Source organism: Paeniglutamicibacter sp. Y32M11, assembly GCF_019285735.1.
In the GTDB taxonomy this organism is placed as follows: Bacteria; Actinomycetota; Actinomycetes; order Actinomycetales; family Micrococcaceae; genus Paeniglutamicibacter.
The window spans coordinates 3,261,342-3,286,286 of sequence record NZ_CP079107.1; the positions used below are offsets into that span (position 1 = coordinate 3,261,342).

23 protein-coding genes are annotated in these 24,945 nt (G+C 58.4%); 12 read left to right on the forward strand and 11 right to left on the reverse strand.

The features are described from left to right. Positions 1-125: 125 nt before the first annotated feature. Together KUF55_RS14460 and KUF55_RS14465 are read right to left on the reverse strand one after the other, a co-directional pair. Positions 126-1,712 (reverse strand): polysaccharide biosynthesis tyrosine autokinase, encoded by a 1,587-nt coding sequence (locus KUF55_RS14460; RefSeq protein ID WP_218817041.1) that lies wholly within the window; start codon positions 1,710-1,712, stop codon positions 126-128. A gap of 166 nt (positions 1,713-1,878) precedes the next feature. Next, positions 1,879-2,169, reverse strand: coding sequence for a PqqD family protein (locus tag KUF55_RS14465; protein ID WP_218817042.1), 291 nt, complete (start codon positions 2,167-2,169; stop codon positions 1,879-1,881). 54 nt (positions 2,170-2,223) lie between these two features. Between KUF55_RS14465 and KUF55_RS14470 the strand changes: the two genes are divergently transcribed. From KUF55_RS14470 to KUF55_RS14485, 4 genes are all read left to right on the forward strand, one after another. Further along, the gene (locus KUF55_RS14470; protein ID WP_218817043.1) at positions 2,224-2,814 is read left to right on the forward strand and encodes a low molecular weight phosphatase family protein; all 591 of its coding nucleotides are present in this window, start codon (positions 2,224-2,226) and stop codon (positions 2,812-2,814) included. 63 nt (positions 2,815-2,877) lie between these two features. After that, positions 2,878-4,017: a hypothetical protein gene (locus tag KUF55_RS14475; protein WP_218817044.1), complete on the forward strand. Its 1,140-nt coding sequence runs from the start codon at positions 2,878-2,880 to the stop codon at positions 4,015-4,017. 361 nt (positions 4,018-4,378) lie between these two features. After that, the gene (locus KUF55_RS14480; protein WP_218817045.1) at positions 4,379-5,098 is read left to right on the forward strand and encodes a helix-turn-helix domain-containing protein; all 720 of its coding nucleotides are present in this window, start codon (positions 4,379-4,381) and stop codon (positions 5,096-5,098) included. Positions 5,099-5,288: 190 nt separating this feature from the next. After that, complete coding sequence (locus KUF55_RS14485; protein WP_218817046.1) at positions 5,289-5,951, forward strand: hypothetical protein; 663 nt, start codon at positions 5,289-5,291, stop codon at positions 5,949-5,951. A gap of 204 nt (positions 5,952-6,155) precedes the next feature. Here KUF55_RS14485 and KUF55_RS14490 read toward each other — a convergent pair whose 3' ends face one another. After that, on the reverse strand, positions 6,156-7,544 hold the full coding sequence (locus tag KUF55_RS14490) for an FAD-binding oxidoreductase (RefSeq protein WP_218817047.1): 1,389 nt from the start codon (positions 7,542-7,544) through the stop codon (positions 6,156-6,158). Between the two features lie 21 nt (positions 7,545-7,565). Beyond that, entirely contained in the window at positions 7,566-9,527 is a 1,962-nt protein-coding gene (locus tag KUF55_RS14495) for a prolyl oligopeptidase family serine peptidase (RefSeq protein ID WP_218817048.1), read from the reverse strand. Between the two features lie 369 nt (positions 9,528-9,896). Here KUF55_RS14495 and KUF55_RS14500 point away from each other — a divergent pair, with 369 nt between their 5' ends. The 3 genes from KUF55_RS14500 to KUF55_RS14510 all read left to right on the forward strand — a co-directional run bounded on the left by KUF55_RS14500 (position 9,897) and on the right by KUF55_RS14510 (position 12,595). Then, positions 9,897-11,204, forward strand: a complete 1,308-nt coding sequence (locus KUF55_RS14500; RefSeq protein WP_218817049.1) for an Nramp family divalent metal transporter — start codon at positions 9,897-9,899, stop codon at positions 11,202-11,204. A gap of 116 nt (positions 11,205-11,320) precedes the next feature. Continuing rightward, positions 11,321-11,872 (forward strand): DUF1697 domain-containing protein, encoded by a 552-nt coding sequence (locus tag KUF55_RS14505; RefSeq protein WP_218817050.1) that lies wholly within the window; start codon positions 11,321-11,323, stop codon positions 11,870-11,872. 90 nt (positions 11,873-11,962) lie between these two features. Next, on the forward strand, positions 11,963-12,595 hold the full coding sequence (locus tag KUF55_RS14510) for a trimeric intracellular cation channel family protein (protein WP_370630917.1): 633 nt from the start codon (positions 11,963-11,965) through the stop codon (positions 12,593-12,595). A 3-nt stretch (positions 12,596-12,598) separates the two neighbouring features. Here the strand turns inward: KUF55_RS14510 and KUF55_RS14515 are convergent, their stop codons facing one another. Beyond that, positions 12,599-13,855 carry a CynX/NimT family MFS transporter gene (locus KUF55_RS14515; RefSeq protein WP_218817051.1) on the reverse strand — a complete coding sequence of 419 codons (1,257 nt, stop codon included), beginning with the start codon at positions 13,853-13,855 and terminating at the stop codon, positions 12,599-12,601. Between the two features lie 8 nt (positions 13,856-13,863). Beyond that, positions 13,864-14,406: a TetR/AcrR family transcriptional regulator gene (locus KUF55_RS14520; protein ID WP_218817052.1), complete on the reverse strand. Its 543-nt coding sequence runs from the start codon at positions 14,404-14,406 to the stop codon at positions 13,864-13,866. A 112-nt stretch (positions 14,407-14,518) separates the two neighbouring features. On the opposite strand from KUF55_RS14520, the gene KUF55_RS14525 reads away from it, so the two are divergent. Further along, a complete protein-coding gene (locus KUF55_RS14525; RefSeq protein WP_218817053.1) occupies positions 14,519-16,060 on the forward strand; it encodes an MFS transporter in 1,542 nt (513 codons plus the stop codon). Here KUF55_RS14525 and KUF55_RS14530 read toward each other — a convergent pair. The 3 genes from KUF55_RS14530 to nirB are packed head-to-tail and all read right to left on the reverse strand — an operon-like array spanning position 16,057 to position 20,848. Continuing rightward, the gene (locus tag KUF55_RS14530; RefSeq protein WP_255557067.1) at positions 16,057-17,202 is read right to left on the reverse strand and encodes a uroporphyrinogen-III synthase; all 1,146 of its coding nucleotides are present in this window, start codon (positions 17,200-17,202) and stop codon (positions 16,057-16,059) included. The two genes, KUF55_RS14525 and KUF55_RS14530, sit on opposite strands and share 4 nt — an antisense overlap. Then, the gene (gene cobA / locus KUF55_RS14535) at positions 17,199-18,218 is read right to left on the reverse strand and encodes a uroporphyrinogen-III C-methyltransferase (protein WP_218817054.1); all 1,020 of its coding nucleotides are present in this window, start codon (positions 18,216-18,218) and stop codon (positions 17,199-17,201) included. Before cobA ends, KUF55_RS14530 begins: the two co-directional genes overlap by 4 nt. Next, positions 18,215-20,848 carry a nitrite reductase large subunit NirB gene (gene nirB, locus KUF55_RS14540; RefSeq protein ID WP_218817055.1) on the reverse strand — a complete coding sequence of 878 codons (2,634 nt, stop codon included), beginning with the start codon at positions 20,846-20,848 and terminating at the stop codon, positions 18,215-18,217. The genes cobA and nirB overlap by 4 nt, the downstream gene beginning before the upstream one ends. A 339-nt stretch (positions 20,849-21,187) precedes the next feature. Here nirB and nirD point away from each other — a divergent pair, with 339 nt between their 5' ends. The 3 genes from nirD to KUF55_RS14555 all read left to right on the forward strand — a co-directional run bounded on the left by nirD (position 21,188) and on the right by KUF55_RS14555 (position 22,802). Further along, on the forward strand, positions 21,188-21,565 hold the full coding sequence (gene nirD, locus KUF55_RS14545; protein ID WP_218817056.1) for a nitrite reductase small subunit NirD: 378 nt from the start codon (positions 21,188-21,190) through the stop codon (positions 21,563-21,565). Next, the gene (locus tag KUF55_RS14550; protein WP_218817057.1) at positions 21,562-22,353 is read left to right on the forward strand and encodes a sirohydrochlorin chelatase; all 792 of its coding nucleotides are present in this window, start codon (positions 21,562-21,564) and stop codon (positions 22,351-22,353) included. Before nirD ends, KUF55_RS14550 begins: the two co-directional genes overlap by 4 nt. 245 nt (positions 22,354-22,598) lie before the next feature. Continuing rightward, positions 22,599-22,802, forward strand: coding sequence for a cold-shock protein (locus KUF55_RS14555; protein ID WP_007271190.1), 204 nt, complete (start codon positions 22,599-22,601; stop codon positions 22,800-22,802). An 85-nt stretch (positions 22,803-22,887) separates the two neighbouring features. On the opposite strand, the gene KUF55_RS14560 is transcribed toward KUF55_RS14555, so the two are convergent. Beyond that, positions 22,888-23,553: a hypothetical protein gene (locus tag KUF55_RS14560; RefSeq protein WP_218817058.1), complete on the reverse strand. Its 666-nt coding sequence runs from the start codon at positions 23,551-23,553 to the stop codon at positions 22,888-22,890. A gap of 88 nt (positions 23,554-23,641) precedes the next feature. Here KUF55_RS14560 and KUF55_RS14565 point away from each other — a divergent pair, with 88 nt between their 5' ends. Continuing rightward, positions 23,642-24,634 (forward strand): LLM class flavin-dependent oxidoreductase, encoded by a 993-nt coding sequence (locus KUF55_RS14565; RefSeq protein ID WP_168150378.1) that lies wholly within the window; start codon positions 23,642-23,644, stop codon positions 24,632-24,634. A 45-nt stretch (positions 24,635-24,679) separates the two neighbouring features. Here KUF55_RS14565 and KUF55_RS18840 read toward each other — a convergent pair whose 3' ends face one another. Further along, positions 24,680-24,808 carry a hypothetical protein gene (locus KUF55_RS18840; protein ID WP_255557069.1) on the reverse strand — a complete coding sequence of 43 codons (129 nt, stop codon included), beginning with the start codon at positions 24,806-24,808 and terminating at the stop codon, positions 24,680-24,682. Between the last annotated feature and the right edge of the window lie 137 nt (positions 24,809-24,945).

Here is a 24,945-nt window from a genome sequence, read left to right on the forward strand (position 1 = left end):
AGAACATAATAATGCCCCGGAACCTGAGTTGGTTCCGGGGCCGATACACATAACTTCTGCTAAACAAGTAGAGGAATTATCTCTCTTACGGGTAGAAATCAAACTTGTCAGAGGCATATGAGAGTCTACCGATTTCGACGTAACCGCCGAAATTCCGGGTCTCCGCCGATGTGAGTATCTGGAAAAGCTGAAGCTGGCGTTGCCTCCGAATTCGGATAGGGCGATGCCCTCGGCGGCGTTGGTTTCTTCAATCTGCTGCTGGGTTTGCCAGATTTGATCGAATCTTCTTCTGTATTCGAGTAGTAATATTTACCGTAATAGCCATACTGTGCCGCTCCGACGCCCTTGGTTGGGACTTGGTTCAGGATTGCACCCAAGATATTTGCATCAACTTTTCGTAGGTTGTGCAATGCTTTGTTGACTTCGTCACTGGTTGTATTCCCTGCGCGGACAGCAACGAGAATACCGTCGGCAGCTGTGCTGAGTACTGCAGCGTCTGTGACGGGAAGAAGTGGTGGTGCGTCAACGAGTACCACTGCATCCCGCGCCAACTCCTTCAGCAGAAGTTTCATGGCCTTTGAGCCGAGCAACTCGGAAGGGTTAGGTGGAATACGGCCCGAGCCAAGTAACTGTAAATTGGGAACCGGACCATAGGGTTGAAGGACATCTTCAATATCTGCACTGTGGCTCAACACGTCAGTAAGTCCAGCTCCCTCAATTAGATCAAACAACTTAGTTTGAACCGGGCGACGCAGGTCAGCATCGACCAATACGACGTTCCTACCTGTGGATGCAATGGCTACTGCCAGATTTGCAGTGACCGAGGATTTACCTTCGCCTGGAACGGATGAGGTCATGACGATGATCCGGGGCGGGTTATCTACGTCAATGTAATTAAGATTTGTTCGCAATTCACGTAGTGCCTCCGAGAATGCGTGTGCTGCGCGGTCACCGTGGTCGATAGCACCGGTTTCCACAACTGCGCGTTGTGCCATGAGGCGCTTGTCTTCCGGAATTGTTCCAACAACACTAAGTCCAAGCAATTCCAGCGCCTCAGCCGAACGAATTCGGCGGTCCAGATGATTGCGAATCATCGCGTAAGCGGCACCGATCGCCAGTCCAACTAGGCCTCCAAGAGCTAATGCAAGCTTGGTGTTGGGCGAGACAGGTGTAGATGGCAAAACTGCTTGCCCCAACGGGTGCAAGTTCACGGCCGATACGCGTTCAGCGCCATCGACTGATGCCGATTCCAGTTCCTTGATCTGATCTGCGAGGGCAACGACCCATGCATTCGCCAGTCCGCGCGCCTCCTCCGCGCCTTCCGAAGAAGCCGTTATACGGATTTCAGCGGTACCGGTTGGTACCGTTACTTCTATGCGTCCAAGCAAGGAATCAGCGGTCTCGTCGAGTTTCATGTCGTTGATGACTCGGTCCGCAACTGGGCGGGTAGTAGCGATGCTTTTGTAGCCAACTGCTTTCGACTTCGCCAAACTGTCGCCGGCCAAGGCATTTCCGATATTTTCCGAGTCTCCTGCGATGACCAAACCCGAAGAAGAAGCGGCGTAAATGCGTGGCTGAAGCAAAGTCCAGGCGAAGGTAAGCAGTAGGCAAATTAAGAAAATTGCTACGATTCCGCGCCAAAAACTGAATAAGACTCTTACGTAGTATCGAAGGTCAGCGCCAGACTCAGAATTTATCTCGGTCGGTTCCACAGATTTTGCTCCCTGGCGTTCTTGGCACGTGTCTTATTTTTTCGCATGGCACAAACGCTCATGGTTATCACTTTGATCCTAGCGGTTCCATATAGGTGATGGATAATCTGATCTTCACACTCGCGCTAATCACCCATATATTGCTGAACCCTTTAGGTCAAAAAAATCATTTGGGTGTGACTATCAGCCTTTGGGCCGCAAGCTGCTCCAAGAAGTTCCTTATTTGCGGTATTAAGATTTCTATCTCGATATCATAGTCAACAGATAACTTCAAGGCCATCGATGGCACTGAATCATATTGATCAAGAGCAGACCAAATTGCCGCACCGGATCCCGTAAGAACCACAGGTTGCGAGGCATCCAAATTTAGAATAGCGAAACGGCTATCCTCTTCGGAACTAACAACGGCCAAACGCGACGATTTAATCCAACGCAATTCTTCGGGTTTCGAGGTCATGTCATCAATCTTAAGTCAGCCTTTGCCAACTGCGTAATCCCGTATGATCGAAGCATGATCTCACTATTGATGGTGTGTACCGGGAATATTTGTCGTTCTGCCTATGCCGAACGACTATTGCAGCATCAACTCGATGAAATTGCACCCGGTGCGTTTGTAATCCGGAGTGCCGGGACTCAGGCCCTCGTGGGTCATCCCATGGAACCATCCGCCGCGCAACGGCTGACTCTTAAGAACGGCAGCGACATGGCTTTCATGGCGCGGCAACTAAATGAAAACACTCTGGCCAGTGTCGACTTTGTGTTGGCTATGACGGAAGAACATCGAACGGCTGTTGTGGAATTATCGCCAAAGATGCTCAAGCGCTCATACACAATTCGAGAGTTTGCTGCGGTCATAGATGCAATTCATGACGATCAGAACATCGAATTACCGCGCGGTAATAGCCCGGAGACGCGTACCGAGCGTTGGACAGAGCTTCGTGCCAACGCGGTGTTGAAGCGCCACGAGGCCCGAACGCACCTTGACGGAAAATTGGACATCGAGGATCCGTACCGCCGAGGAGATACAGCCTTCGACGCCATGGTTATGGATCTGGCTCCGCTATTGGACAGAATCGCAAGATTCGAGATCTCACACTCTTAAAAATTTCAAGTTCACGGCTTTCGAATTCGGACTCCACGGCCTTCATCCGGCGAAATAGGAACAATGAAAATTTCTGAAAATTTCATCCATTCTCACGCAAGCGAGGAATTGATCGAATCAGATAGCACTCACTCTGTGCTTATTGACGTCATCAGGACGACAGTTCAAATTAGTGGTCTTTCTGCACTCGAGGCCAACATAGTTCTTCACACTTGGGCTCGTTGTGACGCCCGATTGGCCATCGATTCTGAAGCGACGCAGGATTTCGAGACACTGAACCGTCCAACGTCCTTAAGTTGGACTCAATTTCATGAGAACCTTGTAAGTTGGGCAACGCTCAAAGCTATAGAATCCGGTCGTGGTGAACTATTCATGTTTCATGCGGCCGCCCTAAGCTGCCCTGACACCGGCGCTACAATTATCCTGACTGCTGAGTCGGGAACCGGAAAGACGACTGCGACACTAAATCTCGCCAAGGCACTGGGCTACGTCACAGATGAAACAGCTGCGTTCGGCCTTGATGGCAGGCTACACCCGTATGCCAAGCCTCTGTCCTTGCTGCCAGCCAGCAAGCAGCGGCCCAAGACTCAATATTCGCCCGAAGATCTCAATCTCATACACCCTAACGTTGAGCCTTATGTTGCTGCGATAGCTATTCTTGACCGTGATCGATCCGGCGAAAGAATAACACCGACATTGGAGACGCTACCGATCGCAGAAGCCTTGAGCCAGGTTATTCCTCAGATTTCTTCCCTTGCGCACCTTGACCGGGGACTAGTTCAGCTTTGCCAACAGATAGATAGTCTCGGCGGTGTTATTCGTCTGCACTATAGCGAAGCTTCGGATCTTACAACCGTGGTAAATGATCTCTTGGCCTCGCAGTGGCTGCACCAGGTAGGCGAATGGACGGCCTTGGAAGTAGGAATGTCTAACACCGCTGCGCCGACCGCCGGGTATTACCGACGAGTTCAGGTCGATGATGCGATCTTGCTAAGTAACGAGATTGCGATTCTCATTAACGAGGAGTATTTTGTGCTTTCCGGTATCGGCCCAGCAATATGGCAGTCACTATCCAGCTGGAAGTCTAGTGCCGAATTACTAGATGAGATCGTGGCGGAGCATGGCCGGCCATCTGACGCCGAACTCATGTTAAACAATCAGTTGGCCGTCCTCACAGATCAAGGAATCGTCGAACGCTCCTGACCGAATAAATGCTGACGCCAAATGACCTTACGGTCACCACCACTTTCCACTCCTCTCGAGCTCCGATTCGGGGGATTTAACTACTGGATTCTGCTTGGCACAAGATAATCCCACATTCTAAGGCGACGCCATGGTAGCAACGCGGTTCATATCCCCGTCCAAATTCATGCTGAGCGAACCATTACCGCTGATTCCTCCGATATCGTTGGAATCTAGGTACACGAATCCTCTGGAGTCCAACCAAGGTCAAGAAATTTTGACTTGGGGAACTCATTTCGGTGAGACAACCATCTACCACTCCACCGTTCCAACCGGAACGTTCCACAAAATAGGATATAGACAATTCGATAATTTGTTTCTAATGTTCATTGATAGTGGATCTGGTACTATAGTTGTAAATGACTCAGGTAAATTGGAGTCGCATAAATTCGCAGTAGGTACAATTCTTGCATTCGACGATACGTGCAGTTTTGAACTTGTTCAAAAAATTGATTCTATAATTACTGGAATTCGAATACCAATTCAGACAATTAAAGAATTCGGACTATGTTGCACATTTGAAATAATAGGCACAGGCAATCCTTCGGTCTTAGCGCGGGCTGCGCGTGATTTTGTTGCGTCAATAATAGTTCAAAAATCTGACTTATCCTCGATTTCGTCTTATTTTATAGAAAATTTGCTGCAGGAAATGATCTCTGGAATAATTCTCGAAAATAACGGTAATACCGTTAATCAAAATTCCCGTAAAAGCATCTACGACCAGGCGATGTCATTTATAGCTGCGTCCGCAAATGATCCTGAATTAAACACGGCCAATTTAGCGCGTGAACTATCCATCTCTGTGCGTCAGTTGCAAAGAGAATTCAAAAAAAATAATCTCACCGTGGCTCAAACCATCAAGAATCAACGAATCGATCTGGCAACTAGATTACTGAGCAACTCAAAAATGAACGTCCTTTCCCTCGACGAAGTTGCCACTTTCTCAGGTTTTACGTCGTTGATTCAGATGCGACGTGCACTCAGCGAGAGAGGATTGCGACATCCCACCCGAATTCGCGCCGACGCTCTCAATTCCCTCTGAGAAATCGCCAGACCATCTGCTGCTCCCAAGTTACGTTCCTGATGGCATAATTCGCGACACAAAAGTAACGATTTACGACATTGATTACGTGTATCGGTGCGGCTCCTAACAGTTCAGTGTTTACTTTCTAATCGAGTGTTCCAAATTCGGGACGTCCTCGCCACCAAACATTTTCTAAAATGGGAGTCGTATGTCTGAGATTGAACAGCAGGGTTTTTCTGCTAAGAGCAGTAGCCGCAGGACCATCGTTAAGGGTGCCGCGTGGTCCGTCCCTGTCATTGCTGCCGCCATTGCAGCACCGGCAGCTAGTGCCTCGGTAGCAAGCGCAACAGTAGCTTTCACTGACGTTTCGGCAAACCTGGTTTGGCTTGATTTGCTGAACGGTGGTGTGGCTTCAGCTTCTGTACTTGGCACCGGCCCACAGAACATCACTGTCATTAACACTGCTGGTGCAATCGTTGGTCCTCTGACTGGTGTCATCACCATTGCTCCGAACAGCGCAACCTTGATCAACTTGGGTGGACGCCCGAAGGCTATTGGCGTTCAGACTCTTTCAGGTGCAACCGTTACCAACCGGACAGCATCCGGCGGCACCAACGGCGCTCTGGGAATTGGCGCCAGGGCAGATACCACCACCACGAACTTTACTGTTGCGGCTGGTATTGCCGGCGGCGGTAGCCTTGTCCTTCCGATCGCTTTCGGGTACACCGGCACGGGCGCGTTGCTTACTGCACAGGTTTTGCAGTCGTACACCGCTACTCTGGTTCTCAAGGATGCAAATGGCACGACTATTGCTTCCTTGGGATCAGCTACGCTTTCGTCGCTTCTGAATGCAAGCGTTATTGGTGGCTAACTAGCGTTCTAGCTAGCTACTACACCGCATTTGTTGGCGTGATCTCCCAGCCCAAGGCTGGGAGATCACGCCAAGAATGGGGTCTACTTCTCTTAGGGCAGCCCAGTCTATTCACCTCTTCTTGCACCTGATTTGATGCTGGTGTGTGAACACGGGGACTTCCCGCTAATTACACCAGAATATGTCTGCCGTTTTCTAAGCCACTTAACGCCCAGAAATCTTGTCGGCAAGGCGCGCGATCGGTGCGATGTTTTCGCGTCCGGCTGCCTCTTGCACATCGGCCCGGTGGTACATCGCGTACATGCCTTGCACCGCCAGCCAGCGCAGTGGCTCAGGTTCCCAGCGGGGCACACTGCGATTAACCCACGGCATAGTCGTTTCCTTTGTGTCCTTGCACAAGACCAGGTCCGCGAGCGTGCGTCCGGCGAGGTTGGTGGCGGTGACACCGGTGCCCACGTATCCCCCGGCGAAACCGAGCCCCGTGGACGGGTCGTAGTTAACGCTCGCCTTCCAGTCGCGCGGAACTCCCAATACGCCAGCCCACGCGTGATCAATTTTTACCTCGCCGGCCGCAGGGAACATCTCGCGCAAGATGCGGTGCAACGTCTGGATAGTCTTTTCCTGGGTTGCACCGTCCATGTCGGTACGCGAGCCATAACGATAGGGCACCCCGCGCCCACCCAGAGCTATGCGCCCATCCATCGTGCGTTGAAGATACACATAAGCGTGGGCCAGATCCTCGAGAGTCTCTCGGCCCTCCCAGCCGATCTGCGACCACGTTGCCGCATCCAACGGTTCTGTGACAATCATCGAGGAATTCATCGGTAGCCAGTCGCGGTGGGCCTGCGGCAGATTAGCTGTGAACCCTTCGGTGGCCCGCAGTACATGGTGTGCCCGCACCACTCCGCGTTCGGTTACCGCGCTCGGTGTGCGCGTTGGTGTCCCCGCGTTGATCTGCGTGACCATGGTGTTTTCAAAAATCGTCACTCCCTGCCGTTCCACGGCTTGTGCCAGACCTTGTACCAGTTTGGCCGGGTGGACGCGGGCACAATGTGGGATAAACATAGAGCCCAAGGCTCCTGCGACATTAATCCGCTGGGCGGTCTGGTCCGCCGAAAGGCGATAGGCATCATCCTCCGGCCACTTCTGTTGTTCCAGTGCCAGTTCATCCAGACGGCTCAACTGCGCGGGATTACGTGCCACCAGCAGCTCCCCACCCTTGTGAATATCTGCATCGATGCCCTCGGCTGCGGCAACCCGAATGACCTCGTTGATGGTCTCGTTAAGCATCCGTTGGAAGTCACCCACCAGTGCACGCCCATGGGTTTTGACGTATCCATCGCGACCGCCGGTGATGGTATTGGCCAGCCAGCCTCCATTACGCCCCGAGGCGCCAAAGCCGGCGAAGCGAGATTCTAGTACCGCGATCCGTAACGTCGGATCGGCTTTCGCCAGATAGTAGGCAGTCCACAGCCCGGTATACCCGGCCCCCACAATGGCCAGGTCCACATCTAGGTCACCGGCGAGCGCGGGCCGAGGCGTTGGCAGACCGTCGGCGGCATACCAGAACGACACGTTTCCGTTAGTGGTCACGATTTCCTCATTCTCTTATTTCTAGGAAAGGTTAAGCACCGGGACATCTGCTTCAAAACCGAAGACTGCGGCGTAGAACCCTAGCGAGGTTTCCAGCGCGTTGATGATGGTTTCCGCACGCCGGAAGCCGTGCTGCTCCCCCGCATAAAGCACATAGGCATGAGGTATGCCGTTGACCGCCAGTGCGTCTGCGACCACCTGAGACTGGGCCGGAGGAACTACCTTGTCCTGGTCCCCCTGGAGCAACAGCACCGGGCAGCTGATATCTTCCACGTGGTTGATCGGGGCACGTTGAGCGTAGAGCTGTGCGGCCTCGGGGTAGGGCCCCACCAGGGATTCCATGTAGCGGGACTCGAAGTCGTGGGTGTCACGCACCAGTCCCACCAGGTCCGAGACTCCGTAGCGCGAGATGCCGGCGGAGAACCTCTTGGTGGTGGTCAGTGCGCTCAATACCGTCCAGCCACCGGCGGATCCGCCTTCGATGGCCAGCCGCTGGGGATCTGCCAAGCCCACCGCCACCATGCCGTCGAGCACCGCGACGGTGTCCTGCACATCAACCACACCCCATTGACCGTTGAGGCGTTGACGGTAGGCACGTCCGAAGCCCGTGGAGCCACCATAATTCACATCCACCACACCAATGCCGCGGGAGGTGTAGTAGGCAATGGACAACGAGAGTTGGGCGAAGGCTTGGGAGGTGGGCCCACCGTGGACAAAGGCAACATAGGGTGGCAGCTCCCCCTCATGTCCCTGCAGGTCCCCCAACTTGGGAGCATAAACGTGGGCATACACCGGTGACCCATCTGTCGTGGTGAACTCCATGGCCTCGGCTCCGGGCAGCGCCAACGGTTCCGGCAGCTGGCGCAGCGCCAGGGACACGTTAATCGTCTCGAGGCTTTCCAGGTTTATCAATCGCAACCCATCTCCCTGTAACAAGGAGGTGGCTGTGGCTAGGAGTTGGCTCCCACGCACGGCACAGGGCGAAACCCGGGTAAAGGGAAGGGGCAGTTCCTTCAGCTCTCCCGTAGAGACGTCCAACGTGGCCAATGCCGAACCGTGAGTACCGTGCGTGAGGAGCAAAGTATTGGGATCCATGACCTTGTACCAACTTTGCCCCACGGTCCATAGCGGCCCGGCGAATTCCTCGGCACGTTCGCACAGGGCTCGGCAATTGCCTGTGGCGACTGTGTAGAGGTAGGGGTTCCACCAGCCGCTGGAATCGGAGACGAAAACCAGGTCGTCGTCGTTGAGCCATTCGGGCTGGAGCACCGATTCGGTGGTGGATCCGGCCACTACCGAATCATTGCTGGCCACCCCGGCTTCCACGTCGGCAATGTGCAGTTCGGTGCCGTCCCACGGCATCTGCGGGTGTTCCCAGGAGATCCAACTCAGCCGAGTCTTGGAGGGGTTCAGTCGCGGGGCAGCAACAAAGCGTGACGATTCGGTGACTTCGGTGAGCGCCTGAGCGTCTTCGGCGGCCGAACCATCCAGTGGCACAGCCACGATGTAGCGGCGCAGCTCGGTACGGTGATCCTCACATACGGCCAAGATGCTTCCGGCATCCGTGCCCTCAATAATTTCGGCAAAGCGGAGAGCAGGATCCCCGTCGCTGCCGACACTGTCCGGGGTCAGCGGCACCGGGGTGCTGCCGTCCGCACCGGCAAGATATAGGCGCTGATCCGCGAAGTTCACAAATACTAGCTTCTGGGCACCGCCTACCTGGATGGCTGCCCAGGCTGCGCCACCGTATTCGTTAACCCTGCTGCGTACGTTGAAGGGGCTAGAGACCAGTTCGCGCGGTTCTCGGTCGGTCTTCGCTTCGCGTGCCAGCACCGTCAGTCGGCCACCCTCGGCCGGGCGGCCTTCGAGCCACCAGATCTCATTTCCCACAAAGGTGCCGCCACCCACGGGCGTGGTTCCGGCCGCGACGTCTTGAGCGGAAATGGGAGAGGGCCAGGAGCCATAGGGCAAACGCGTAGTCATGAAGCGATCCTAGCCTTCCGGTGCTCGGTCGTGAATGCCCGTGCGACGTGGGGTGCCGTCTCGACCCGACGTACCGTTGGCGCTTTGGTTCTGCACCACTTGTGCTAAGAAAGTGTTAAGAGTCGGCGCGGCAGGCCCACTTCCGGCCGCGCACCTGTAGCTTGAATGTGACCTACAGCGCACGAGGATTGCGGGGTGGTGCCACGGCAAGGATGCCGAGGTCCATCACCACCGCCTTCCTCATGAACCCGGCGGCAGCACCGCCGCATGGCCGTTTCGGGAGACCTGCCGACCCGAAACAGCCCGGACTCCATCACCGGATTCCAACACTCGCACCTCAGGCATCTTCGAGGGACAAGGAAGTCAATCATGCCAACTGGAAACACCCCACCACCAACAAAAATTATCCACTCCGACCGCATCGATGATGATGGCGGAAAGCCAGCCAAATGGAAGATCGTCGGCCCCGGCCTGGTGGTCGCGGCGACCGGTGTCGGAGCCGCCGACATGGTGGCCACTCTGGTGGCCGGATCCCGCTACGGATATGGCCTGCTTTGGGCAGTGATCATCGGTGTCATACTGAAAATCATTCTGGTCGAGGGTGCGGGCCGTTACACTCTGGCCACCGGAAAAACCATCTTTGAGGGCTGGAAGTCACTGGGCAGGTGGACCACCTGGTACTTCGGCCCGTACATCATCATCTGGGGCTTCGTCTACGGCGCCACCGCCATGTCCTCGGCCGCCCTGCCACTGGCGGCCATGTTCCCGGCGGTCGATCTGAAGATCTGGGCGGTGCTGATGGGTCTGGCCGGATTCGTCATGGTCTGGTTTGGCCGCTACGAAATTTTCGAGAAGATCACCGCAGTATTGGTGGGCATCATGTTCGTCACCGTCGTTGGTCTGGCCGTCATTGCCGTTCCGAACATTCCCGAGATGTTCAAGGGGCTCATCCCCATGATTCCTTCCGGCGGTTTGGTTTACACGCTGGCCTTGGCTGGCGGCGTGGGCGGCACCATCACCCTAGCGGCCTACGGCTACTGGCTCCGTGAAAAGGGCTGGTACACGCCCAAGTGGATGAAGGTCATGCGCATTGATAACTCCATGGCGTACGTGATCACCGGAATTTTTGTCATTGCCATGCTCATTGTTGGTGCCGAGGTGGTTCGCGCCGCGGGTGTCTCACTGAGCGCCGGTGACAAGGGGCTGCTCGACCTGACGAATGTGCTCAACGAGAAGTACGGAGACGTGGTGGGTACCGGGTTCCTAATCGGTTTCTGGGCCGCTTCCTTCTCATCAATCATTGGCGTGTGGAATGGCGTCTCGCTGATGTTCGCCGATTTCTGGGGGAACATGCGTGGCAAGGAATCGGGTCACCCCGACACTCGCGTGGGCGGCAAGTACTTCAAGTTCTATGTCCTATGGTTGACCTTCCCGCCGATGATTCTGTTCCTGCTTGAACAGCCGATCGGCCTGATCTTGGCCTACGGCGTATTGGGCTCGCTCTTCATGCCGTTCCTTGCGGTGACATTGCTGGGCCTGCTCAACGGCAAACGCATCCCCAAGGCTTGGTCCAACAAGCTGCACACCAACGTCCTGCTGGCCATCACCGCTGCACTGTTCATTTCCCTGGGTGTCCAGCAGCTCTACAAGGCCATCTCGCCACTCTGGGGCGCCTAGCCACTCTGATTGCACCACGCTCGGGGCCCTAGACCGTATCCTGCGGTCTAGGGCCCCGAGCGTCATTCTTTACTCGTCATTGGACAAGTACCCACCCACGGCACAGACTTGGCCACATGAATTTCTTTGCTGTCTTTTTGCGCGGGGTCAACGTCGGTGGCGTCAAGGTCCTCATGAAGGACCTGACCACGCTGCTGCAGGACGCAGGATTCGAGAGTATCCGCACCTTTCTGGCCAGTGGCAACGTGGTGCTGGCCGCCGAAGAAGCCGATCCCCTGGTCATTAAGAATCGTATTGAAGCTGCCCTGCTCGAGCACTACGGCCGAGAAATCCCGGTGATCGTGCAAGATGCTACGCAACTGGACCATTTTGTCCAGAACTATCCCTTTGTTCCACCCGAAGATGGGATCGCGCGCCACCGCTATCTGGTACTCACCAGCACCACAGAAGACGCAGCAGGGATCCTTCAGAGCGCCCCGGATCCCACGGCCACCGAACGCCTTGCCTCGCTGGGGCATGGCATCTGCTGGGAGGTCGAGCGCGGTGACAGCCTGGGTACCCCTTTGGCAAAACACTTCACCAAGGTAGCCTCCAAATTTCTGGTAACCACCCGAAATATGAATACCATCGAAAAAATTGACGCGGCCCTGCGCGCAGCCAGTGCGTAACTAAGCCCACCACAACGGGGCCATGGCGTAGTGTGCAGTTGCGTCCAACTCACGACGTGAGAAATACCAGAACGAGAGAAAGATCCCCCAGTGACCATCCCCTTGTTCTTTGATCTATTGGGTGTTTTCTTCTTTGCCGTTTCCGGTTCCCTCTTGGCCGCACGCCGTGGCTTCGACATAGTCGGTTCCTTCTTGCTCGCAGGCATGACCGGGTTTGGTGGCGGCATCGTGCGCGATCTGATTCTCGGCGTGGTCCCCACCGCATTTGTGAACCCGTTCTACTTCATCCCACCAGCGATAGCCACCCTGCTCGTCTACTTCGTGGCTCCGGGGGTACAACGATTGGTGCGCCCGCTACTCATCTTTGATGCGGCGGGATTAGCGCTGTTCTGTACCTCGGGCACCATCAAGGCCTTAGAAGCCGGAATGAATCCCTTCTCCGCCACGCTGCTCGGCGTCACCTCGGCCGTGGGCGGCGGGTTGATCCGCGACGTCATAGCCAACAAAACCCCGTCGATCTTTGATCCGCATGACATTTACGCGGTACCGGCCATGATGGGATCCGGACTGATCGCGATGCTTTGGATGCTGGGGATTCGCGGCTGGACCTGGGAATTGGGAGTTACGGCCGTGGTCTTTGCACTGCGCATTCTGTCCCTGAAGCTGGACTGGCGGGTGCCCAAGGCCGTGGGCCCGTGGCACCACAACACTCAACTGAGGTAGGGGCTACAGAACACGCTCAAGTTCACTGGCGGGGCTGGGCCCATTCTTGCCGTCCTCGATTTTGCGCGGCCCATTGATCATAAAAGCACCGGTGAGCATCACCAAGATGCAGACCCCCAGCATGGCAAAGGATGCGCTCCATCCACCGGTGGCATCCTTGACGATTCCAAAGAGCAACGGCACGATCGCTGCCCCCGCATAACCAAGCCCCTGGCTAAATCCGGAGAGTACCCCGGAGCCATAGGTGGTGCGTGAGCGTAGGTTCATCATCAACAGGGCAATGGCAAAGGTTCCCTGACCCAATCCGGAGAAGATAATCCACACCACGGTGTGATCGGTAGGTGATAGATAAAGCCCCAGGTGCCCCACGATCCAGCAGCCGGTAAAGACCAATACCGCCACCACCGGGTGGCGCAGCCGAGGCACGATCAGGGGCACCAGCAGGCTGACCGGCAGACCCAGGATGGCAAAGAGGGCAAGCATTGAACCTGCCGCCGCGGCGTCCAGACCCTGGTCCCGTAGATACGGAGGCAGCCACGTGAAGTAGACATAAGTTTGGGCCGAGTTGCCCGCAAGGAAAATGGCCAGTCCCCAGGCGACCGGAGACTTCCAGGGGTTAATGCGCACGGGGTGAACAGCCACCAGCCCATTAACCAACGGCGCATCGGGTCGTTTGTTTTTCCGGTCCCGGAACAATTGGATGCCCCACGGCACCAATACCACCGCCGAGAGCAGGGACCACGCGGCAATCGAGGTGCGCCAATTCGTCGCGGTGGCCAGCGGGACGGAGAATTGCGGGCTCATCCAGGTGCCCACCGCCAGCATCGTGACATAACCGGAAGTCACCACCGCCAGACGATCGGGGAAATACTTTTTGACCAATGGCGGCAACACCACGTTGCCCATGCCATAACCGGCCAGGGTGATCACCGAGAGCAGCAGGAAACTACTGACGTCCCCGACGGTGGCCCGCAACAGCTGCCCCGCGACGGCCAAGAGCACCGCGCTCAGCAGCACCTTCTCCAAGCCTAACCAGCGGATCAGGCGCGGAGTCAACAGCCCAAAAGCGGCAAAGACTACGGGGGCCAACATGGCCAGCAATCCCGTGCTGAAGGAGGTAAAGCCAAGCTCCGGGCCGATACTCCCCAGCAGCGGCGGCACCGAGACGACAGCCGCCCGCAGGGACAGCGCCATCAGCAGGATGCCCAACAGGGCACCAATTCGGCCCGCGATCTTTTCGCGGCGTGGAGTCAGAGACATGGGGTGTTTTAACTACCGTTCTTGAGTCGTTCCACCTGGTCCAGCAGGTGGTCCAGATCCTTACCGAAGGTGCCGCGCGACCAGGGTCCGGGCATGGAGGACTGATAGTAGAGGCCCTCGCCGATCAGCATGATGGTTTGAGCAGCGTATTGGTCCTTCACCTCGGTGCGGATCTGATTCAGCCAGCTCGAATGCACCAATTCGAGCGCCTCAATCGAGGGCTCGTGGCCGGTCTGGGCCAGCCGCAAAACGGCAAGGAACAATCGATCTAGCTCGGAGCCGACCACGGTGGAGGTACGCACAAAATACCGTGCTGGGCCTTCTGGGGCTGATGCCATCAGTTCGAGGTCTTGTTTCACGATCGCGTGCAGGGCCTCGATCACGCCGAGGGCTAAGGCTTCCTTGGAGGCGAAATGGTAGAGCAGCCCGCCCTTAGAAACCCCTGCCTTGGCGGCGGTGGCTTCGATGGTGGCTGCGCGCTCACCGTCGTCACAAAGCATCGAGGCGTAGGCATCGATGATCTTTTCCTTGGCTATTGGCGGTCGAGACATGTACTGAACCTTATCCCTTTGATGTTTGGATCGTCACATTGTAACTGTACCGTCCGGACGGTACAGTTACGATTGTCAGGATCATCCTTCTCTACAGAAAACGTCACGCATCATGAGCACATCTCCCCTGAACCAGCGCCTCTCCAACCCTGTTACCGGCACCATGTACCGCCGACGGTGGGCAGCTCTTCTTGTCCTGATGTTCCCGGTGCTACTGACCTCCATCGACAACACCGTGCTCAGCTTTGCTGTGCCGGCGCTCTCCGCCGCCCTCTCACCTAGTGGCAATCAGCTGCTGTGGATCATCGACATTTACCCGCTGGTGTTGGCCGGGTTGCTGGTCCCCATGGGTTCACTCGGGGATAGGTTTGGACGCCGCCGAATGCTGCTGATTGGATCCACCGGCTTCGCGGCGGTCTCCGCCGCGGCAGCCTTTGCCACCAGCGCCGATCAGCTGGTGGCAGCCCGTGCCCTGCTGGGCATCTTCGGTGCCATGCTGATGCCCGCAACGCTCTCACTGATCCGCAATATCTTCACCGATACTTTGGAACGTCGTAAGGCCATCGCCATTTGGGCCGCTGGCTTCTCCGGTGGCGCCGCGTTGGGTCCGGTGGTTGGCGGGTTCTTGCTGGAGCACTTCTGGTGGGGATCGGTCTTCCTGATCGCCGTGCCCATGCTTCTGCCGCTGCTGGTCCTGGCCCCCATCTTGGTTCCGGAGTCCAAGGACCCGAGCCCCGGACCCATTGACCCGATCTCCATTGGCCTGGTCATCCTGACGCTGCTGCCCATCGTGTACGGCATCAAGGAAATGACCAGTGGACACTCGCTGGTTATCCCCGTCCTCGCGATCGCTCTAGGCATCGGCGCTGGCGTGGCCTTCACCCGTCGGCAACTGGCGCGCAAGAACCCCATGCTTGATGTGCGCCTGTTCAAAAACCGCAGTTTCTCCGTGGCACTGGCCGTGAACCTGATGAGCATCTTTGCGCTGGTCGGATTCATCTACTTCATTTCCCAGCACCTGCAGTTGGTCGCCGGTTACACACCCATGATGGCCGGGGTACTCCTGCTTCCTGGACTGGCACTGACCGTGATCTTCGGCCTGTTGGCCGTCCGCCTGACCCGGCGCTTTGCCGTGCGTCACGTGATGGCGTGGGGTCTGGGGCTCAACGCCGCGGCCTACGGCATCGTGATGCTCACTGGCCAGTCCGGCTCCGTGCCGCTACTCATGATTGCCTTCAGCGTGCTGGGGGCCGGGGTGGGGTTGAGCGAAACCCTGTCCAATGACATGGCATTGTCCGCCGTTCCGCCAGCACAGGCCGGCGCTGCCTCGGCAATCTCCGAGACCGCCTACGAGGTGGGGTCGGTGTTGGGCACCGCGGTGCTCGGTTCGATCCTCAATGCCGTGTACCGCACCAATGTGCAGCTTCCGAAAAATCTTGGACAGGACGCCGCGGAAACGGCCAGCCAGACCCTGGGTGGGGCGCACGAGATCGCCACAACGCTAAATCCAACTGCGGCTGGCAAGCTACTGGAATCCGCTGCTCATGCCTTTGATACAGGAGTGCTCTACACCGCAGCCATTGCCATGGTGTTGGCACTGGCCTCGGCGCTGATCGTAGCGGTGGTGCTACGCCAGCGCCGCGCCGCCGCCTAGGTGTTCAGTCGATAACCGCGCTTCACCACGGTGGAGATCAGCCGCGCGTCGGGCAGCGCCCGGCGCAGCCGGCTGACGGCCATATCCAGCGCGTGATCCGAGGATCCCTCGGGCAACAACGCTGCCAGCGCGGGCCGGGCGACCACATTTCCTCCGGCCGCGAGCAGGGCCTTAAAGATGCGTAACTGCGAATCCCCCAGTTCATGCTGCTCACTCACACCCTCGAGATGAACCGTGTCGCCGCGCAATTGGCACAGTCCCAGCACCGTGGCACATTCCATCGAACCGTTGGCTCCCAGATGTTCTACCAGGGTACGGATCATGGCGCCCATTCGGTGCCGTTCGGGCACCAGCGGTTCAATGCCCAGCGCCCGCAGCGGGGCGGCGGTCACCGGGCCTACCGCCACGGTACACAGCGAGGACTGCAGTGCCGCCAATAGCTCATCCTTCAGATTGTGCAAGCGTGCGGCGTCCAACAGGGCATGTACCGCCGGTGCGCTGGTAAACGTCAAGACATCCAAGGAACCGGCGCACAGGGCGCGCACCAGCACCTCCAACTTGCTCGGATCCGCCGGTGGCACCCAGCGGTACGGGCTAATCTTCACGACCTCGGTGGCACCGGCACGCAAGAGCGCGGCGGTGGCCTCGGTATCGAAGTACCCGTGGTGTTGCAAAACCACCAATTTGCCCTGCAGATCGGGGGCCAGCTCGGCCACCAAGGTCCCCGTCAGTTCATCTGCTGCCATGGACTCGGCATCAAAGCCCAAAGCCCGGACCGCGCCCAGGGCCTTGGGACCGCGCACATGGATCTTGGCGGAGCGGAACACGTCGGCCAGCTCGTCGCCCATGCCCGCGGCCTCGGCACATTCAAACCAGCGCCTAAAACCATAGGCGGTACAGACCACCACGTAGTCGGGCCGTATTTCCAGCACGCGACGGGTGCGAGCGAGCAGTTCCTCATCCCCCTCCAACGGAGCAATGGAAAGCGTGGGGGCGTGTAATACCGTGGCCCCACGGCGTTGCAATGCCTCAATGAGTTCGGTGGAGCGGCGCTGAGAGGTCACCGCGATACGGAAACCGGAGAGCACTCCAGCCGGAACATCGATCATTTCCGGGGCGTACCCGGTCGCCAGCGCGCTCATCGCACGGCCGCCGGGAGCAGGGCCGCAACATTTTCGGGCACTTCGCCCAGGGCCGCGACCCCACCGATGATGATCACCGCGGGGTTGGTGCACCCGGCACGGAGCACCGCTTCGGCCAGCGTGCCGAGGGTGGCTCGGGTGCTGCGCTGCGAATCGGTAAATCCACGTTCAATAACGGCGGCGGGAGTGGTGGGAGCCAGTCCATGGCGCAATAGACCGGCCGCGGTTTGCTGCAGCGTGGCCACACCCATCAGCACCACCACCGTGCCACCCATGCCGGCCAGGTGGCTCAGCTCGGTTTCGGTAAACGGATCGTGACCCGACACCACGGTGAAGGACTTGGATACTCCGCGTGCCGTTACCGGGATCCCCGAAACGCCCGGGACCGAGATCGCACTGCTGATCCCCGGGATCACCTCGACGTTGATGCCCGCATTCAAGGCTGCCTCGCGTTCCTCGGAACCACGACCAAAGACGTACGGGTCTCCACCCTTAAGCCGCACCACGGTGGCCCCGGTGCGGGCAGCTTTAATCATGCCCTCCTGGATTTGCGCCTGCGGAACCTTATGGTGCCCGGGAGCCTTGCCCACATCCACCAACTGCGCTCCGGGTGCCAATTCGGCTAAATCTTGCCCGGGACCCAGGCGGTCATGGAACACCACATCGGCCATGGCTAGGGCGTGGGTGCCGCGCACCGTGAGCAGATCGGCACTGCCGGGGCCTCCCCCCACCAGAATGATTTTGCCTTCCCGTGCCGCTGCCGGCTCGCTGAGCTGCAAGATTCCTGCGTGCCGGGCCGCGGCCCGGAGCTTGGCCCAGGAGGAGGCACCGTCATCGATGGTGATCACTAACCGGATGGTTGGATCGATTCCGGTTCGATTGGAGAATTCTGAGTTGGTGTGGATTTCTGCGACCTTCGCCCCGGCGGCCGTGTAGCTGGCCACCGCGCGCCGAGCTGCCCAGGGGGCACCGGCAATCAACACACTCTGGCCCGCCAAATCAAGTCCCGGAATCATGATGCCACGCTCCCGGTGGTCGGAGCGCCAATAGAAACGGTGGAGCCGAGTGAGACCGGCTCGACGGGGCGGTGCTGCCCGCGCTCGGCGATATAGGTGAGATCCTCATCCTTCTGATCCGGTGCGTTTACAAAGGAGCGGAAGCGGCGCAGTTTTTCCGGGTCCGCCAGGGTGGCCGCCCATTCGTCCTGGTAGTTGCCCACATGGTTTTCCATGGCCGCCTCAAGCTCCGCGCCCAGGCCCAGTGAGTCATCAACCACCACCGACTTCACGTGCTCAATTCCGCCGTCCAGATCTTCCATCCAGCGTGCGGTGCGCTGGAGTTTATCCGCGGTGCGGATGTAGTACATCAGGTACCTATCGATGTAGCGGAGCAGTGTTGCATCATCGAGCCCGCCGATCAGCAGTTGGGCGTGGGCCGGGTTGGCCCCGCCGTTACCACCCACATACAGGTTCCAGCCCTCGGCCGTGGCAATCACACCCACATCCTTGGCACGCGCCTCGGCGCATTCACGGGCACATCCGGAGACACCCATCTTGAACTTGTGTGGGGCGCGCAGCCCGCGGTAGCGCAGCTCCATCTCGATCCCCATGGCGACCGAGTCCAGCATGCCGTAGCGGCACCAGGAGGAACCAACACAGGTCTTCACGTTGCGTAGCGACTTGCCATAAGCCTGTCCGGATTCAAATCCGGCGTCCACCAACTCCTTCCAGATTTCCGGCAGTTGTTCGAGCCGGGCACCAAACATATCGATGCGCAGGCCACCGGTGAGCTTGGTATAAAGATTGTATTTTTCCGCAACTGCCGCGATCACTCCGAGTTTTTGAGGGGTGATTTCCCCGCCCGGGATGCGTGGGACCACCGAGTAGGTGCCGTCCTTTTGCATATTGGCCATGACGCGGTCGTTGGTGTCTTGGGCGCCGGCCAATCCGGCTTCCATCGGGTGACCCGAGGTTTGGGAGGCGAGCACCGAGGCGATGACCGGCTTGCAGATATCGCAACCCGAACCCTTGCCGAAGCGCTCCATGATCGCCGGGTAGCTGTGCAGCCCGGCAACCCGGACCGCCTCGAAGAGCTCGGAGCGGGAGAGGTCAAAGTGCTCGCACATGGCGGTGGAGACGACCACGCCGTTTTTGGTCATCTGCGATTCCATGAGCTTCTTGAGCATCGGCACGCAGGAGCCGCACTGGGTTCCGGCACGGGTGCAGGTCTTCAGCGTTGCCAGGTCATTCACCGGTTCGTTGCCCTCACAAGACCCGCAACCACCCACCGCATCCTTGATGGCACCAACCGAGACACTATTGCAGGAGCAGAGCACCGCGTCATCGGGCAAGTCCCCATCGGGTACCTCCCCGCCGAGCGCACTGAGGTAGGCACCGGCCTCGGCGGGGAGTTCGCGGCCCAGCAGCGGGCGCAGCGCCTGGTACGGGCTGGCGTCTCCCACAAAGATGCCACCGAGCAAAACCTTGGCATCGGAGGAAACCACGATTTTTTGGTACAGGCCGCGGGCCGCGTCGGCGTACACCACCTCCAGGGAGCCCTCGGTGCGGGCGAACCCGTCACCGAAGCTGGCAACATCCACACCGGAAAGCTTCAGTTTGGTGGCGGTATCAAAGCCGGTGAAGGCTGCCTCCCCACCCTGGAGGTGAGCCGCGAGTACCTCGGCCATGGCGTTGGCCGGGGCCACCAGGCCGATGCACATTCCAGCAAAGTTGGCGACCTCGCCGATGGCCCAGATATGTGGGACAGCGGTGGCGCAGTGCTCGTCGATTTCGATCCCGCCGCGCGGACCAAGACCAAAGACCGGTGCGTGGGCGCCGGTGTCCTGAATCATCTGGTTGTAGTTCCGGGCCAGTTCATCACGCGGACGCACACCGATGGACACGATCACCATGTCGGCCGGGATGTGGTTCTCGTCGGCCATCAGGACGCCGGTGACCCGACAAACGCCGTCCACCGATTCGGTGGTGACTTCCTTGGGGAAGACTCCACCGTGAACCTTAAATCCGGTCTGTGCGATCAGTCGGCCCATGGCCTGGCCGGCACCCTCATCCAGCTGGGTGCCCATCAGCCATTTGCCGCCGTCAATGACCACTGCCTCGGCGCCCAAGGATTGGGATCCGGCTGCGGCTTCGAGTCCCAGCAGTCCGCCACCGATGGTGGCGACTACCGGCTTGCGGCCCAGCTGGGCGGCGAGGTGCTGGATGCCGGCATTGATGGCCCAGACATCTTCGAGTGTGCGGTACACGTGGGTGTGTTCATTGCCCGGGATCGGCAGGGTTGCGGCATTTGATCCGGTGGCCAGCACCAGTTCGTCGTAGGCGAAGCTGCGCCCGTCGTGCGTGATGACCAGCTGGTTGATGCTGTCCAGTGTTTTCACGCCGGCATTCGTCACCAGCGTGACGTTTTCTTGGGCCCACAGTCCCGGGTCGCCCAGGGTGAGGTCCACGGAGGTATTAGTCAGGGCCTTGGTCAGGGCAACACGGTCATAGGGAACGTGTGCTTCCTCGGTCAGTACGGTGATGTCGAGATTGCTTGGTTCACGTTTTGCCATGGCTTCGGTGAAGCGATGTGCGGCTGGACCGCCACCGATGACTACGATGCGGCGTATGCCGTTTCCTGTACCCATGTCTGTTACCCGACTTTCACTCTTGCGCTGGTGACGCTTGCTTGATTGTCTTCAGCCTAGGAAACGCGCTTTGCCTACCAATTTCCCTTTTGTTTCATTCGTGACAACTCTCTATCCCCCACGCATACCGCCTCGTGAGGATCGAGAAACACGTTCGAAACAGAGGGAAAGACAATTGCTTGCGCCGTGGCTGTTTTTGATGACTCAGCGAAGTTCACATCCCCACGGCCGCACCCGTGAGCCGGGGTTTACGCATCGGCAATATCTGACCCGCACCGCTGTAACACGTGCCTGACAAGCTCAATTCATCGAACAAACACCCCGATGAAAGGACAAGCGATGAGTGCATCAGTTCAAGAAACCACGCTCGAAAGCACCACGTCCATGGTGGCCGTCTGCACCACCGGCGACCTCGAACCGGGGTGGGGTGAAGCAGCATGGGTCAACGGCACACAGGTCGCCATGTACCGCACCGAGTCCAACCAGTTTTATGCCACTTCCCACCACTGCCCGGGGTCCGGTGCCAAGGTCATGGCCCGCGGCATCCTCGGAGATAAGACGATCGACGGCAATCGGGTGCCCACCATCGCCTGCCCGCTGCACAAGGAGGTGTACCGCCTGGACACCGGTGCATGCCTCAGCGCAAACAGCGTCGCACTGCCCATCTTCGCGGTGCACAACCTGGATGACACCCTCTGGATGGAGACCGGATCATGAGCATCGAGGCCGCACCCCGTGCTCACACGCTGCTTTCACCACGCCTTGAACATTCGGCCTGGCTCGGCTGGGTAGAGGCAGATCCCTCTCCCGATCTGGTAGCAGTATCCCACGGGACCGATAGCCCCAGCGGGCGAGCAGCCATTCTCGCTCTAGTAAATGAGGTGGCCAGGGCCCTTGATGGCATCAGGGTGCACGGCGCATTTGTTGATGTGCAGGAACCACGGGTTGAGACCCTACTGGCATCCTCCACTCTTGGCACCGAACATCGAGCCGCCATCATTCCTCTGCTGTTATCTGCCGGCACCCACGCCTCAAAAGATTTGACTGCCGCAGCTGCCCTACGTGCCGGAACCACGGTGGCCGCCCCATTGGGCCCGGATGCTTCGATTGCTGCGCTGATGCACCGGCGACTAACAGAGGCGGGCTGGATGCCGGGAGAAGCCGTCATCATGGCCTGCGCCGGAACCACCGATCCACAAGGGATCAAGGATTGCCGTTACATGGCTCAACTGTTGGCGGGCAGTTTGCAGGTTCCGGTAACTGTTGCTTACATCTCAGCGGAGGAACCTCGGCTAGAGGATGCTCTCACCTATGCCCGAACACACAATCCGGGGCGGCGCACCGTGGTGGCAAGTTACCTGCTGGCGCCGGGATATTTCGCCCATTTGGCGGGCCTAAGCGCCCCTGACGTGCTGAGCGCTCCCCTTTTGGCTCCCACACAATCTCCTCCTAGGGAGCTGGTGGATATCGTTATTAGCCGGTACCACCAGTCAACTCGGAGGTAAACAATCGGGGTATTTGCGGCAAACATTGCTCCAAAAGTACCCCGATGGTAGCAACCGGGCGCTAAGTAGCGTACCGTAGAGCTTGTAGTTCTAGTTTTTCTCGCAGTAAAGCAGTGCAAATACCCCGTTGCCGGGGCGAGTACCTTTCTGAACCGCGTTGAATCACGTAGCTGCAAGTGAATTCCACAGTGGAGTTCGCTCCCCTACGTCCCATTTCAGGACAGTCTCGAAAGGACACCCCCATCATGGCAACAGGTACCGTTAAGTGGTTCAACGCCGAAAAGGGCTTCGGCTTCATCGCTCCGGACGACAACTCGGATGATGTCTTTGCACACTACTCCGCCATTCAGTCGAACGGCTTCCGCTCGCTCGAAGAGGGCCAGCGCGTAGAGTTCGAAGTTACCCAGGGCCAGAAGGGCCTGCAGGCCACCGATATCCGCGCTGTCTAAGCTCCGGATCATCACCTGCAGCTTCTAGCTGACTGATATGAGCGCTTCTCCTTCGGGAGAGGCGCTCATGTTATTTAAGTCCCGTTTACCAACTGTAGGAACCGTGTTTCACGTCCTTTCTCTCCACATGGAAGATGAAGAGCTGTGACCCCTGCGGCGCTAAAATTACCGTCCATTCCTCCACGGCCCGCGGCGTCGGTTCCCCACCGTTAACTCGGCGCACAATCAGATTCAAGAAGGCACCCTCCGGTGACCGCGAACCCTGCTGCAGCACCATCAATTCACGCTTCACCTCACTGGCCCTCCCCTGGGCGCGCGCCGTCTGCAGGTTCAGCAGATTTTCCTTGATGATTGTCCTTCGGAATGCCGCCGTAGTGGGATCCCCACCGACGGCCACCAGCGTGCCGGCGTGCATCGCGCCAATGACCTGCGCCAGATCCGCTAGACAATGATCGGGCACAGAGGAATCCACCCATTGCGGTTCATTGGTCAGCATGGCGCTTCCGGCGTTCACCCACTGATCCACCGCGGCCAACATATCTGCGGCCAGCTGCGCCTCACTGCCCTCCCCCAGTCCCACGGACGCTGCCAGGGCCCCACTGTGTGGGCAATCTGCTGGCAGCTGCAGCAACGGATTCGGAGCCGAGCGGGTGACTGGGGCCGGAACGGGCGGATCCGGAACCAACTCGGTACAGCCACTCAGGGCGCTGGCCAGCAAGCTACCGACCAGCAATGCGGCCAACTGCTTCATACTCCCTGATGCTACGCTTGCCGCGCCGCGGAGTGTGCTCCTAGCCACTGACGGGAATGAATCACCGTGCAGGCTAGTTGCCGATGATGTGAGCATTCCTTTGTCGATCCTTGATCTTGCCCCTATCCGCCGTGGCGGTACCGCCGCACAAACCTTCGCCGAGAGCGTTGAACTGGCGCAAACCGCGGAAGCGGTAGGTTACCAACGCGTCTGGTACGCCGAGCACCACAACATGAGTTCCATCGCCTCCTCGGCGACGGCCGTACTCATCGGACACATCGCGCACCACACCAAGACCATTCGTCTGGGTGCCGGCGGCGTCATGCTGCCCAACCACTCCCCGCTGGTGATCGCCGAGCAGTTTGGCACCCTGGAAACGCTTTTCCCCGGACGCATCGATCTGGGCCTGGGACGCGCGCCCGGCACCGACCAGGCAACGTTTAGGGCCATGCGCCGGGACCCTGCGGCCTCCGACGCCTTCCCACACGATGTCCTTGAACTCCAGGCCTTCCTCGGGGATGCTTCGCGCATCGAGGGTATTCACGCCTACCCGGGACGCAATACCAACGTCCCGCTGTACATCTTGGGTTCAAGCCTCTTCGGCGCCCGGCTGGCCGCTCAATTCGGTCTGCCGTATTCCTTTGCCTCGCACTTTGCCCCCGACGCACTCATCCAGGCCGTCTCGGTCTACCGCGAAGAGTTCCGTCCGTCCGAGTTCTTGGCCGAACCCCATGTGATTGCGGGCGTTGGTGTGGTCGCCGCATCCACCAATGCGCAGGCCCACACCATCATGGAGCAGGTCCGCCGCGACCGCATCCGGATGTTCCTGGGACGAAACCGGGAAACCGAATTCACCGATGCCGAGGTGGAAATGCTGCTCGACTCCTCCCATGGGGAATCGATCATGAAGATGCTCAAGTACACGGCCGTCGGCGACGAGGCCACCGTTGGTGCCTACCTCGAAGAATTCGCTCGCACCGCAGGCGCCGATGAACTGATCACCGTGCACAATTCCAGCAGCGCCGCCGAGCGTCTGGAATCCGTGAAGATCACCGCGAAGGCCATGAAGCTGGCCAGCTAACACACGGATCACAAGTGATGGCCGCCGGGGATACCCCGGCGGCCATCACTGTTTCAACGGCCAGTCATCATCCAGCGCCATGCTCAGCCGGATCAGGAGCATGCCAGCCGCGGCAAGAAGTGGCGAACGCGCAACCCTTGGGGTGAAGAAGCGTGCCGCAATATCACTATCCATCCCTTGAGCCTACGCCCAACGAAGGCACGATCCCGCGTCCAAAAAATGCCCATTCCCATAGACCCGGATGGGACATAGGCTGTAATCAATCGGGGTTCATCCGAATATCCCGTCCCATGGCAAAGTGAGGGTTAACG